Genomic DNA, 12,034 nt, shown 5'->3' with positions numbered 1-12,034 from the left:
CCCCTCGCGATCCCCATTCAGTCACTTGCTGAACCAGCACCCACCAGGGAGGCAAGATGAGCAACAAGACACTGACCGCGTCCAATCCGGCCAATGACAAGGTTCTCAAGGAATACGCCACGCTGAGCAAGGAAGAGGTTCAGCAGAAACTGGAGCAGACGCGCAAGGCGTACTCGAGCTTCAGCCAGACCACCGTGCAGGATCGTGCGCAGCGCCTCACCGTTCTGGCGGACTTGATCGATGAGCATCAGAAGGAAATCGCCACACAGATCGCCCATGAGATGGGCAAGCCCTATGATCAGGGCATCAGCGAGACGCAGATTTCTTCAAGCATCGCACGCTTCTATGCCGACAACCTGCCCAAGCTGATGGAAACCGAGCAGCGTGATGTCGACGGCGCCGTGCGTGCCAGGATCGTCAAGGACCCCATCGGCGCCGTCCTCGGCGTGATGCCGTGGAACTATCCGCTCTATCAGGTCATCCGTTTCGCGGCTCCGGCCCTGGCGGGCGGCAATGTCTGCCTGATGAAGCACGCCTCCAATGTCCCGGGCTGTGCCGATCTGATCACTCAGCTGTTCCACAAGGCCGACTTTGAAGAGGGTATCTTCACCTGGTTGCCGGTGGGCTCGGAGATGATCGAAGACATCATCAATGATCCCGTCGTGCAGGGCGTCACCCTGACAGGCAGTGAAGAGGCGGGTCGCAAGGTTGCCGAGCAGGCAGGCGCGGCGCTCAAGCCAAGCGTGCTGGAACTGGGTGGTATCGATCCGCTGATCGTGCTGGATGATGCCGACATCGAGCGTGCGGTGGATCTCGCCATCGCCGGGCGTTTCGACAACACCGGCCAGAGCTGCGCCGCGTCCAAGCGCCTGATCGTCGACAAGTCCCTCGCCGAAGACTTCTCCAAGCGCCTGATCGAGAAGGTCAAGGACATGCGCATGGATGACCCAATGAGCGAAGGGGTCGATATCGGCCCGATGTCTCGCAAGGACCTGCGCGATGACCTGCATGACCAGGTCCAGCGCGCCATCAAGGCAGGCGCCAAGCTTGAATGCGGTGGTGAGATTCCGGATCGTGACGGCGCCTGGTATCCGCCGACGGTGCTGACCAATGTCACCCAGGGCAATCCGGCCTTCAATGAAGAACTGTTCGGTCCGGTCGCCTCCGTGGTGGTCGCCGACAACGAAGCACATGCCATTGAGCTTGCCAACGACTGCCCCTATGGCCTGGGCAGCACCGTGGTGGCCAAGGACGACGAACGGGGTGAACGCGTCTCTCGTCAGCTGCAGGCCGGCATGAGCTTCGTCAACCGCCCGACCACGCCCTTCGCCCAGCTGCCCTTCGGCGGCGTCAAAGGCAGTGGCTATGGCCGTGAGCAGAGCGAATATGGCTTCGGTGCCTTCATGAACATCCGCACCGTCTATGTCGCTGAGCACTGAGAGGCTCAGTCCTGACTCGCCAAGCACTGACCGCTGAGCGTTGAGGTGCAACGCGACGCTGAACAGCTAAAGAGGCTGAAGAGCTGAAGAGCTGAAGAGCTGAAGAGACTGTAGCGGATGATTCACTCCAGTCCCTTCGCTGCAACGCAAAACGCCCCGCTTCTGAGCGGGGCGTTTTGCGTCAGGGATGCGCATGCTTTGCCTTGCGATATCCCCCTTCCTCAACCAGCGCGCTGATCGCACTCATCACATCAGCGCGTCACGCAGCCCTGCAGGCATGCCTCACCTTCCAGCTGAACCGTGACGTGCGAGATGTCATGGTCGTCGCGCAGATAGGCCTGAACACGCTCCAGCACATCGCCGGGTACGCTGGTGGCGGCCACGACGACGTGCAGGCTGGCAATCGGCGACTGAGGCGTCAGCCCCCAGAGATGCAGGTCATGTACGCTCTCCACGCCCTCAAGCGCCAGGACGCCCGCCTGGATATCGGCGTGATCGAGCTGCTCAGGCGTGCCTTCCAGCAAGGTGTGCGCCGACCGCTTCACCAACGACCAGGCACCGCGCAATATCAGTACCGCCGCGAGCACTGACAACAGCGGGTCAGCCTGATTCCAGCCGGTGGTCATGATGATCAGCGAGGCGACGATGGCCGCCACCGAGCCGAGCAGGTCCCCCATCACGTGCAATACCGCGCCGCGCAGATTGAGGTTGTCCTGATCGCCCTGATGCAGGATACGAAATGCCGCGATATTGACGACAAGTCCGAGCACGGCGATGGCCAGCATCGGCCCCGCCAGTACTTCGGAGGGCAGCCAGAGCCGTTTGATGGCGGCCACCACGATCGCCGCCCCGATCACCAGCAGGGTCAGGCCATTGACGAACGCGGCCAGCACCTGAAAGCGCGCATAGCCGAAGGTCAGCTTGCGGGTCGCCGCCCGATGCCCGAGGCGAAACGCGCCCCAGGCCAATGCCAGCGACACGGTATCACTGAGCATGTGCCCGGCATCCGCCAAGAGGGCCAGTGAGCCCGCGACCAGCCCGCCGACCACCTCCGCCAGCATGAAGCCGCCCGTCAGATACATGGCCAGCTTGACGCGTCGCTCGCTGTCGGCGGTCACCTCAGGCGCATGATCATGGTGGTGCCCGTGTGAATGACCGTGCGAATGATCATGTGAGTGACCGTGAGAATGATGATGTGAGTGGCCGTGTGAATCGCCATGCGCGTGACCATCTGAAGCGTCGGAGCCATGGGAATGATCGTGAGCGTGCTGCCCGGAAGGCTCATGCGAGGAATCGCGAACCTCATCTTGTGGTGTCGATGCCATTCAACCTCCGGCCATCCAATGAAAAAAGAAACGTGTCTGCATGATGCGCAGCGTAACGTCGAAAGTCGCGCGGCTTTCAAGACGCATTGGCGGATTTTCGCGTTCCGATAAAGGCCAGCAGCCACTGCGCCAGCTTGATAGGATAGTTATCACTTGCGAAGCAACGAATAAAGGATTCCCGCCTTCCCCATGAGCCTCTCCTCCGAGACCACCCCCTCCCGCTCGCCCCTCAAGGCCGATCTGCTGCTCCTGCTGGTCACCATCATCGCCGCCGCCGGCTGGATCTTCTCCAAGGAGGCAATGGCCGGCATGCCCCCTCTGCTGTTCATCGGCAGTCGCTTCCTGCTTGCGGGGCTCATTCTGGCCATCTTCGATGCGCGCTCACTGGGACAGCTGTCCACCGCGCGCAAGCTGCGTGCCAGCGGCGTCGGTGTCCTGTTCGGTGGCGCCATGGCCTGCTGGTCACTGGGGGTCGCACTGTCTGATCAGCTGGGCGTGATCGCCTTCATCAACAGCTTCGGCATCCTGCTGGTGCCGGTGCTCGCACGACTGCTGTTCAAGGACAGACCGCCGCTGAGCACCTGGATCGCACTGCCCACCGCCCTGCTCGGCTTCGCCCTGCTCGGCATGGGGCAGCCCGGCGCGACCGATGGCTTTACCATCGAGCCCGCTCAATGGCTCATTTTCGGCGCCGCCTGCCTGTTCGCTCTGGTGTTCAACTTCAATTCACGCCTGGTGCGCAATATCCCGGCCCTGCCGCTGACGGCCATCCAGCTGATGACCACCGGCGTCACCTGCCTGATACTCTCGGCGCTCAGCGAGAGCTGGCCCGCCGGCATCAGTCTCGACATCCTGAGCTGGTTCCTGGCCAGTACCCTGATCGCCAGCACGCTGCGTTTCTTCCTGCAGATCTACGCACAGGGCCTGACCACGCCCAGCCATGCCTCGGTCATCCTGATGCTGGAAGCGGTCTGGGCCGCCCTGATGTCGGCCGCCTGGTTCGGTGAGCGCATGACCCTGATCCAGATGACCGGCTGCGGCCTCATCTTCACCGCCCTGTTGATCAATCGCTGGCAGTGGATCTCACGCCTGTGGCGTCAGCGGCGGGTTGCCTCGTGAGAACAGCGTCCTGACTTGAGTGTCAGGCATGTCGCCACCATGTCTGACGCTTGAGCGTTCGACTTCCCGCCCCATTCTCTGCCACCGGAGCCACCATGATCCCCACGCTACTCGGCGTACTGACGCTGCTGATGGCAGCCTTCACCCTGCTGCCACTGACGCGTATTCGCCATTGGTCGGTGCGCATCATGGATTTCCCCCGTCTGCAGCTGGCCGCCTTGTGGGCGATGCTGTTGATCGCCGACCTCGCGGTGTCCGAGCTCTCCTTCGGGCTCAGGGTGTCACTGGCCGTGATCGCCGTGGCCGGGCTTGTCTATCAGGCACACTGGATCGTGCCCTATACCCGCCTCTTTCCCTGCGAGTCCGCGCGCACCAGACAGCACGACCGGCAGCGTCAGGTCCGCCTGCTCACCGCCAACGTCCTGACCAGCAACCACGACAGTGACAAGCTGCTGGCCATCGTCGAACGCGAACAGCCCGACGTGCTGGTGACGCTGGAATCCGATGACTGGTGGCAGCAACGGCTCGACGTGCTCGAGGCGGATAGCAAGCAATACGGCTATACGCATACCCTCAAATGCCCGCTGGACAACCTCTACGGCATGCATGTCTATTCACGCCTGCCACTGCATGACGCCAGCATCGACTACCTGGTCGAAGAGGATGTGCCGTCGATGCATGCGCAACTGGAGCTGGCCAGCGGTGATCGCGTGCGGGTGCACTTCCTGCACCCGGCGCCGCCCAGCCCGACCGAGAATGACGAGTCATCCGAGCGGGATGCCGAGCTGATCATCGTGGCGCGCAGCGTCGCCGACAGCCAGCAGCCGGTGATCGTGACCGGTGACCTCAACGACGTGGCCTGGTCTCGCACCACGCGCCTGTTCCGCAAGCTGTCCGGCCTGCTGGACCCCCGCGTCGGCCGCGGCATGTTCAACACCTTCCATGCCAACATTCCCCTGCTGCGCTGGCCGCTGGATCACCTCTTCCATAGCGAGCATTTCAGTGTGGTGCGCGTGGCGCGCATGGAAGCCTTCGGCTCCGATCACTTCCCGCTGCTCACCGAACTGGCGCTTACGCCCGCCCAGGACACCGACGAGACACTCGATGCCCCGGAGCCGGACGCCGAGGACCAGGCCGAGGCCAGCGAGACCGCCAACGACGAGAATGTCAGCCAGCAGGACGTGCCCAAGCCGGGTCGCTGAAAACGACATGCCTGAGGTGGCATTTGGATGAATTCTCCAAAAGGTCCCAGACTGGCTGATGAGGGTTGAGCCATACGGGAGGCAGGCATGCGAGGACTCGACTGGCTGGGCACGCGGCTGGCGCGTCATCTCACGGCGCCGGGCAAGCTGCCGGCGCATCGCGCCACGTCATCACCGGAAAAGCTGGCTGCCACCCTGCGGCGCGGCGATGTCCTGCTGATCGAGGGCTCCTCGCGTATCAGCACCGCCATTCGCTACCTCACTCAATCGACCTGGTCTCACGCCGCGCTCTGCGTGCGCACGCCGCTGGACAGCAAAGGTCGCCCGGTCAGGGGCGACTGCCTGTTGGAAGCGGACGTCACCGCCGGGGTGCGCCGCGCCCCCCTCAACCATTACTGGCATCAGCACACGCGCATCTGCCGCCCGGTCGGACTCACGGAGGAGGAGATCAGCGCGTTGATCGCCCACGTCGAGGCGCGGCTGGGCCATCAATATGACCTGCGCAACATCGTCGATCTGGCTCGCTATCTGATTCGCACACCACCGGTGCCAAGCCGCTATCGACGCCGCATGCTGGCACTGGGCAGCGGCGACCCGACCCGCGCGATCTGCTCATCGCTGATCGCCGAAGCCTTCCAGGCCGTGCGCTATCCCATCCTGCCAGACAGTGACGTCCTGCCCTCCAGCGACCCGGCATGCCTGCACTGCTATGAGGAGTTGCTGCATATCCGCCATCACAGCCTGTTTGCGCCCTGCGACTTCGATATCTCGCCCTACTTCGACATCATCAAGCCGACCCTGTGCGCCGGATTCGATCCCCATCGCCTGCAGTGGAGCGAACCGCCCGCCTGATCTGGTATGCTGCGCGCCATCCGCGGCCTTGCTGGCCGGCACCTGGGCATCAGCTCTCCTGTGCCGACTGAGCCGCCTGCCGCCCTTTGACACTCTTCACGACCGGAACCACGCCCGTGACCAATAACGACATCATCCGTCGCCTGCGCTACGCGCTGAATCTCTCCGACACCGACATGATCAACACCTTCGCTGCCGCGGACCACGAGGTCTCACGCGCCCAGATCAGCGATTGGCTCAAGCGCGATGATGATGAGGCTCAGCAGCGCATCAAGGACATCGACCTGGCCAGGTTCCTCAATGGCCTGATCAACGTGCGTCGCGGCAAGCGCGAAGGCGCCCAGCCGGCGCCTGAAAAGCGTCTCGACAACAACGTGATTCTACGCAAGCTCAAGATCGCCTTCGAGCTCAAGGATGACGACATGCTCGAGCTGCTGGCACTGGCCGGTTTCGAGCTGATCACCAAGTCCGAGCTGTCTGCCTTCTTCCGCAAGCCCGATCATCGCCACTACCGCGAGTGCAAGGACCAGATCCTGCGCAACCTGCTCAAGGGCATCGAACTGCGCCATCGTCGCCATGACCCCGAGACCGAGCAGCACGCCGTCGATCCGGTTTGATCAGCCCCTGATGTGCTCTCAACAACAACGCCGCCCCGGAATCCGGGGCGGCGTTGTTGCATGACGGCAATGGCGGTACCAACAGCGGCTCAGCATTCGCGGTTGGGGCGCCCTTCCATGGTGGCCAGGCGCGCCAGCAACGGCGCCATGCGGTGCTGACTCCCTTCCGCCGCCGCGACCAGCGCCGGCAATACCCAGGACGGCAGGTCAGGCATCAGACGGTAGTAGACCCATTGTCCCTGGCGGCGGTCCAGCAGCAGACCGCAATTGCGCAACTGGGCCAGATGGCGCGATACCTTGGGCTGCGACTCCTGCAACACGTAGGTCATCTCGCATACGCAAAGCTCGCCTTCTGCATGGATAAGCAACATCAGCACAAGGCGCGTATCGTCGCTGAGGCATTTGAAAAGACGTGTCGGGGTCAGAAGAGACAATGCAGAATTCCACCTGATTCAATGATGTGAGCGTGCCGCCAACCACAGCTGCAAGCGCGTGCGAATTTCGTTCAAGGCGCGCCCATAGGACACCGCAGTATCCTCATTGCGCGGGTCTTCGATATCCCAGAACAACAGCTCATCGGTCTGGCCATCCCACTGGCGACACTGCTGCTGCGCCTTCTGACACAGCACGATGACGGCATCGAAGGACTGAGAGCGGTAGCGATCGATCGACTCGCTCGCCAGACCTGAATTATCCACCCCGGCGCGCGCCAGAGCGTCCAACGCATGCTGTTGCGGGGCATCAGGCGCGACACCGGCACTGAAGGCGTCAAACTCGTCCCCCGCCATGTTACGCAGCAATGCCTCCCCCATCAGGGAGCGGGCAGAATTGGCATTGCACAGAAAAAGCACTCGCTGTTTGGACATGACTCATCTCCAGAGCTGCAATTTTACCTTACCATAGGGTCGCATATCAGAAGTACCGCGCTTGTATAACAAACTGATGTCAGTAGCCTTTCAGGCCTCGGCGCCCCACCTTCAGATCACTTTCTGCAACAAACCCTGCAACAACACCTGCAACAGAGCCTGCAACAGACGCGAACGGGCCAGCGCAGTGACCGGCAACTGCCAGACACACCACGCCAGCCCGCGAAGATCGCCACTCGCTGCGTTCACGATGCGCTCGACCGCCGCACCGCGTGGCTCACGTCATCAGCCCTGCAGGTCCGAAAGCGTCAGGGGCTTCCTGTCGGCGACGGCTTGACGCGCCGCCTTGCGCGCTTCTTCGTGCGCCGGAATCAGGCCGATGCCTTTCAGGTAGCCCAGGTTGCCCACCATCTTCTCGCTCATGAACAGGTCCGCGTAGTCATACATGACCGGGGCTTCTTCCGCGTGCTGATTCTTGATGTAAAAGAACATGGTACGTGCGACCGGGTAGGTCTCTTCCGAGATGGCCTCGGGAGACGGGGCGATGCCGTCGATGGTCGCGCCGCTCAGCGAGTCTTCGTTCTCCTCGAGGAAGGAATAGCCGAAGACGCCGAAGGCCTCGGTGTCTTCCGACAGCTTCTGCACGATCAGGTTGTCGTTCTCGCCGGCCGGCACGAAGACGCCATCGTTGCGCACCTTGGAGTAGCCTTCGCCACCATAGCCGTCCATCTCTTCGGTGGCGGCTTCCAGCACCAGCTCCTCAAAGGAATCGCGCGTCCCGGAAGTGCTGGGCGGCCCATAGATGGTGATCTTGCGGTCAGGCAGGCTGGAATCGATCTGGTTCCAGCGGGTATAGGGGTTGGCCACCAGCTTGCCATCGACCGGCACCTGGGCCGCGACCGCCAGCGCGATCTGCTCCAGCGTGAAGGCAGCAGGGTCGTTGGTGTTGGACTGCGCGAAGGCGATGCCGTCATAACCGATGAAGGCTTCGGTGATGTCGGTCACGCCATTTTCCTGACAGCGCTCGAATTCGGAGGCCTTCATGCGGCGCGAGGCGTTGGTGATATCCGGGGTGTTGCTGCCGGCACCTTCACAGAAGAGCTTCATGCCGCCACCGGAACCCGTGGCTTCGATGACCGGTGTGGGATGATCCGTGGTGACACCGAACTCTTCCGCCACATAGCTCGAGAAGGGATAGACGGTGCTGGAACCGACGATGCGAACCTGGTCACGTGCTTGTGCACTGGACACGATAGCCGCAGAGGCGATCACGAAAGCGAGCTGCTTGAGAGGGCGATTCATTGCGGTGCTCCGATGCATTGATTTATATGAATAAGCATATATTTGGTGGCGGAATCCCTCACGACTCCGCTAACCCGATTGGCGCGACACCTCGCCAATCGCCACATGCCAGTGATGAAAATCACCCTCGGCATGCTGAACACGTATCTCGATAACAGGCATGTCGATAAATACGCATAGGCATATATGAGCATCATTTTATTGCAGTCGCGTGACATCTCCGCTGAGGATCCTGCCGCGGGCTGCCGTGCCTCTCTATCCCTTCCCCTTTCTCTATCCCTTCCCCTGTCGCCTCTCTGCTTTACCTTCGGCCGAGACAAGGCCCCAACAGAAATGGCCTGATCTCCCCAGACACTCGTGGGAAGATCAGGCCATCGAATCGGCAGCGTGCGTGACAGGGCATCACTCGCTTGCCACTGGCGAGCCCCTACTCAGCGCTTCTGGCGAAAGCCCGAGTCCTGGCAAGCAGCTAGCGGCCAGCAGTTAGCAACCAAAGATTCCTGCTATTCATCATCGCCCTCTTCGGCACTCTTCTGGCGCGCCTTGCGCTCCTGCTCTTCTTCCATGGCCGCCATGATGTTCTCGAGCAGCGCATCCACGTCCGGCGCTTCGGCGTCGTCCTCATAAAGGCCTGTCAGCTCGACATCCGGGTCCATGTCGCCGGCCTCGAACAATGCCCAGATCTCGTCGGCGTAGCGTGTCTGTGCCAGTTCAGGCGCGAACATCGCGTAGTAGGCGGTGATATTGGCGACATCACGCGCCAACATGCTCTTGGCATTGTTGTTGGCCGCGGCATCGACCGCTTGGGGCAGATCAATGATCACCGGGCCATAGTCATCGACCAGCACGTTGAACTCGGACAGATCGCCATGCACCAGGCCGGCATGCAGCATGCGCACGATGTACTGCATCATCAGCGCATGGTCTTCCCGCGCCTGCTCGGCGGACATCGAGACATCATTCAGGCGCGGTGCCACATTGCCGTCGTCATCAGTGACCAGCTCCATCAGCAGCACGCCATCGAAGCAGCCGAACGGCTGCGGCACGCGTACACCGGCATCGGCCAGACGATACAGCGCATCGACCTCGGCATTCTGCCAGGCGGCTTCCTGCTGGTTGCGTCCGAAGCCGGAGCCCTTCTCCATCGCCCGTTGACGGCGACTGTTACGCACCTTGCGGCCTTCCTGATACAGCACAGCCTGCTTGAAGCTGCGCTGGGCAGCATCCTTGTAGACCTTGGCACAGCGAATCTCTTCTCCGCAGCGCACGACGTAAACCGAGGCTTCCTTGCCACTCATCAAGGGGCGGAGCACTTCATCGACCAGACCGTCATCTATGAGCGGCTGGATTCTCTTTGGCGTTTTCATCGCGTTCTTATACGCGTTTTGCGATACATCGGGAATCACCCTGTAGCAATTTTGTGACATACCTTACGACAAAACCCCCGCCAATGCGTCATTGGCGGGGGTTTCAGCATTCACTGACAGACTGCCTCGTCGGCAGCAGCGCCAGCGCTTATTGGGCGTTCTTGAGGCTCTGCATGTCAATCACGAAACGATACTTGACCTTGCCTTCCTGCATGCGCTTCCAGGCATCATTGATGGTGTCGATGTCGATCATCTCGATATCGCAGCCAATGTCGTGCTCGGCGCAGTAGTCGAGCACTTCCTGGGTCTCCGGCATGCCACCGATCAACGAGCCCGCCAGTACACGGCGCTTCATGACCAGGTTGCCGCCCTGCAGCGCGGGGTCCACTTCCTGCACCAGGCCGACGAGGATATGCGTGCCGTCGTACTTCAGGGTATTGAGGTAAGGGTTGAGATCATGCGGCACCGGCACCGTGTCGAGCAGGAAGTCGAAGGTCTCGGTGGCACCTGCCATCTGCTCGTCATCCGTCGAGACGATCACATGATCGACACCATTCTCGCGCGCTTCCTCGACCTTGCTCTCGCTGCGGGTGAAGAGCGTCACTTCACAGCCCATCGCCTTGGCGAACTTGATGCCCATGTGACCCAGGCCGCCCATGCCGATCACCCCGACCTTGTCACCGGACTTCACGCCATAGTGACGCAGCGGCGAATAGGTCGTGACACCCGCGCACAGCAGCGGCGCGGCCACTGCCGGGTCGAGCTTGTCCGGGATGGAGACCACGAAGCGCTCGCTGACGACGATCTTGTCGGAATAGCCGCCCTGGGTGAGGCTGCCATCGTGACGGTCCGGGCTGCCGTAGGTCATGGTCATGCCGTCGAGGCAGTATTGCTCGAGCCCCTTCTGACAGGCGCTGCATTCACGGCAGGAATCCACCATGCAGCCGACGCCGACCATATCGCCCACCTTGTACTGACTGACGTCATTGCCCACCTGGGTCACCCGACCCACGATCTCGTGCCCCGGGACCAGCGGATACTGAGAAAAGCCCCAGTCATTGCGCCCGACGTGCAGATCCGAGTGGCAGACACCGCAGTAGAGAATCTCGATGGCCACGTCATCCGGACGCGGCTGGCGACGCTCGAAGTTCCAGGGCGCCAGGTCTGCCGTTTCGGATGCCACCGCATAAGCGCGAGTCTGTCCGTCAAAACCACCGTTGGAAGGGCTTGTCATGGAGTCTCTCCTTGCTTGGCTGAGCGTCGGGGAGCCTGGTCATCAAAGATGATTCAGCGCCCATAAAAGGATTCGCATGCCATGCGGCAATCGCGATCATGCCCACTGACCTCTTGCCGACAGCCCGACTTTTCAATGGCTTGGCTGCCCTGCATCACTGTGTTGGTCAGATCGCAACAGCGGCCCACCAAGCTGCGCGAGGCTTGCAGACACAAGGAAAAGCGACGCAAAACATCAGGCTTCTGATTCCAAATTGACGCCATCAAGCAGCAAAGTTGCCACTGTGTTATCATGCACCTTCACCCCTCACGTCTTGGAACGGAGTCCCGCATGGCGAATACTCGTACTGCTGCAAAGAAAAAAGCACCGGCTGCTGTCGAAACCTCAGCCTCGCTTGAAGCTCAGATGCAGGCCTTCCTGGACCGTGGTGGCAAGGTGGATGTGATTGAATCCGGTGTCAGCGGCCAGGTCATTGGCGTCAAGCCGACCAAGCCGTCAAACCCTGCTGCCAAGAGCTGAGGCTTGCCCATCAAGCCTTGGTGCCCGAACGCGCTGCTCGCCTCACTCAACTGGCGTCTGCCATCGAGTCACTGACCGGTGAGAGCGTTGTTCATCGCTAGACCTCCAGCCGCTGCCCTGCATCATCAGGTAGCGGCCGGCTTCTTTCTGGGGAGAGGAAAATCACCTCTTGCCTGCCCTTGCTCCTCCCGC

At 61.5% G+C, this 12,034-nt stretch carries 13 protein-coding genes; 6 read left to right on the top strand and 7 right to left on the bottom strand.

Annotation, left to right across the window (positions count from 1 at the left end):
- Positions 1 to 56: 56 nt before the first annotated feature.
- The gene (locus tag MSG32_RS03990) at positions 57 to 1,439 is read left to right on the top strand and encodes an NAD-dependent succinate-semialdehyde dehydrogenase (protein WP_248377899.1); all 1,383 of its coding nucleotides are present in this window, start codon (positions 57 to 59) and stop codon (positions 1,437 to 1,439) included.
- A 251-nt stretch (positions 1,440 to 1,690) separates the two neighbouring features.
- On the opposite strand, the gene MSG32_RS03985 is transcribed toward MSG32_RS03990, so the two are convergent.
- Together MSG32_RS03985 and MSG32_RS03980 are read right to left on the bottom strand one after the other, a co-directional pair.
- On the bottom strand, positions 1,691 to 2,557 hold the full coding sequence (locus tag MSG32_RS03985; protein WP_248377897.1) for a cation diffusion facilitator family transporter: 867 nt from the start codon (positions 2,555 to 2,557) through the stop codon (positions 1,691 to 1,693).
- On the bottom strand, positions 2,554 to 2,724 hold the full coding sequence (locus MSG32_RS03980) for a hypothetical protein (protein ID WP_248377895.1): 171 nt from the start codon (positions 2,722 to 2,724) through the stop codon (positions 2,554 to 2,556). The genes MSG32_RS03985 and MSG32_RS03980 overlap by 4 nt, the downstream gene beginning before the upstream one ends.
- A 229-nt stretch (positions 2,725 to 2,953) precedes the next feature.
- Here MSG32_RS03980 and MSG32_RS03975 point away from each other — a divergent pair, with 229 nt between their 5' ends.
- The 4 genes from MSG32_RS03975 (at position 2,954) to MSG32_RS03960 (ending at position 6,554) form a co-directional block, all read left to right on the top strand.
- On the top strand, positions 2,954 to 3,883 hold the full coding sequence (locus MSG32_RS03975) for an EamA family transporter (RefSeq protein ID WP_131432204.1): 930 nt from the start codon (positions 2,954 to 2,956) through the stop codon (positions 3,881 to 3,883).
- Between the two features lie 95 nt (positions 3,884 to 3,978).
- Positions 3,979 to 5,085, top strand: coding sequence for an endonuclease/exonuclease/phosphatase family protein (locus MSG32_RS03970; RefSeq protein ID WP_248377893.1), 1,107 nt, complete (start codon positions 3,979 to 3,981; stop codon positions 5,083 to 5,085).
- A gap of 87 nt (positions 5,086 to 5,172) precedes the next feature.
- A complete protein-coding gene (locus MSG32_RS03965) occupies positions 5,173 to 5,937 on the top strand; it encodes a YiiX/YebB-like N1pC/P60 family cysteine hydrolase (protein ID WP_248377891.1) in 765 nt (254 codons plus the stop codon).
- Between the two features lie 116 nt (positions 5,938 to 6,053).
- Positions 6,054 to 6,554, top strand: a complete 501-nt coding sequence (locus tag MSG32_RS03960) for a DUF1456 family protein (RefSeq protein ID WP_054557257.1) — start codon at positions 6,054 to 6,056, stop codon at positions 6,552 to 6,554.
- A gap of 89 nt (positions 6,555 to 6,643) precedes the next feature.
- Here MSG32_RS03960 and MSG32_RS03955 read toward each other — a convergent pair whose 3' ends face one another.
- The 5 genes from MSG32_RS03955 to MSG32_RS03935 all read right to left on the bottom strand — a co-directional run bounded on the left by MSG32_RS03955 (position 6,644) and on the right by MSG32_RS03935 (position 11,323).
- Positions 6,644 to 6,979 (bottom strand): metalloregulator ArsR/SmtB family transcription factor, encoded by a 336-nt coding sequence (locus MSG32_RS03955; RefSeq protein ID WP_279833316.1) that lies wholly within the window; start codon positions 6,977 to 6,979, stop codon positions 6,644 to 6,646.
- A 27-nt stretch (positions 6,980 to 7,006) separates the two neighbouring features.
- Positions 7,007 to 7,420, bottom strand: a complete 414-nt coding sequence (locus tag MSG32_RS03950) for an arsenate reductase ArsC (protein ID WP_131432205.1) — start codon at positions 7,418 to 7,420, stop codon at positions 7,007 to 7,009.
- A gap of 285 nt (positions 7,421 to 7,705) precedes the next feature.
- Positions 7,706 to 8,722, bottom strand: a complete 1,017-nt coding sequence (locus MSG32_RS03945) for a substrate-binding domain-containing protein (RefSeq protein WP_248377889.1) — start codon at positions 8,720 to 8,722, stop codon at positions 7,706 to 7,708.
- A gap of 503 nt (positions 8,723 to 9,225) precedes the next feature.
- The gene (locus MSG32_RS03940) at positions 9,226 to 10,089 is read right to left on the bottom strand and encodes a PA4780 family RIO1-like protein kinase (protein ID WP_248377887.1); all 864 of its coding nucleotides are present in this window, start codon (positions 10,087 to 10,089) and stop codon (positions 9,226 to 9,228) included.
- 148 nt (positions 10,090 to 10,237) lie between these two features.
- Positions 10,238 to 11,323: an NAD(P)-dependent alcohol dehydrogenase gene (locus tag MSG32_RS03935; RefSeq protein WP_248377885.1), complete on the bottom strand. Its 1,086-nt coding sequence runs from the start codon at positions 11,321 to 11,323 to the stop codon at positions 10,238 to 10,240.
- Between the two features lie 330 nt (positions 11,324 to 11,653).
- Between MSG32_RS03935 and MSG32_RS03930 the strand changes: the two genes are divergently transcribed.
- Positions 11,654 to 11,842: a hypothetical protein gene (locus tag MSG32_RS03930; RefSeq protein ID WP_084589604.1), complete on the top strand. Its 189-nt coding sequence runs from the start codon at positions 11,654 to 11,656 to the stop codon at positions 11,840 to 11,842.
- Positions 11,843 to 12,034 lie beyond the last annotated feature (192 nt).

This window comes from Cobetia sp. 1CM21F (genome assembly GCF_023161745.1).
Taxonomy (GTDB): Bacteria; Pseudomonadota; Gammaproteobacteria; order Pseudomonadales; family Halomonadaceae; genus Cobetia; species Cobetia amphilecti.
The sequence above is the reverse complement of the archived record's forward strand: the minus strand, read 5'-3'. Positions and strand labels throughout refer to the sequence as shown.

Coding starts and splice junctions, on each gene's coding strand:
- MSG32_RS03970 (WP_248377893.1), top strand. CDS start 3,979: ATGATCCCCACGCTACTCGGCGTACTGACGCTGCTGATGGCAGCCTTC.
- MSG32_RS03945 (WP_248377889.1), bottom strand. CDS start 8,722: ATGAATCGCCCTCTCAAGCAGCTCGCTTTCGTGATCGCCTCTGCGGCT.
- MSG32_RS03950 (WP_131432205.1), bottom strand. CDS start 7,420: ATGTCCAAACAGCGAGTGCTTTTTCTGTGCAATGCCAATTCTGCCCGC.
- MSG32_RS03940 (WP_248377887.1), bottom strand. CDS start 10,089: ATGAAAACGCCAAAGAGAATCCAGCCGCTCATAGATGACGGTCTGGTC.
- MSG32_RS03930 (WP_084589604.1), top strand. CDS start 11,654: ATGGCGAATACTCGTACTGCTGCAAAGAAAAAAGCACCGGCTGCTGTC.
- MSG32_RS03935 (WP_248377885.1), bottom strand. CDS start 11,323: ATGACAAGCCCTTCCAACGGTGGTTTTGACGGACAGACTCGCGCTTAT.
- MSG32_RS03980 (WP_248377895.1), bottom strand. CDS start 2,724: ATGAGCCTTCCGGGCAGCACGCTCACGATCATTCCCATGGCTCCGACG.
- MSG32_RS03975 (WP_131432204.1), top strand. CDS start 2,954: ATGAGCCTCTCCTCCGAGACCACCCCCTCCCGCTCGCCCCTCAAGGCC.
- MSG32_RS03965 (WP_248377891.1), top strand. CDS start 5,173: ATGCGAGGACTCGACTGGCTGGGCACGCGGCTGGCGCGTCATCTCACG.
- MSG32_RS03990 (WP_248377899.1), top strand. CDS start 57: ATGAGCAACAAGACACTGACCGCGTCCAATCCGGCCAATGACAAGGTT.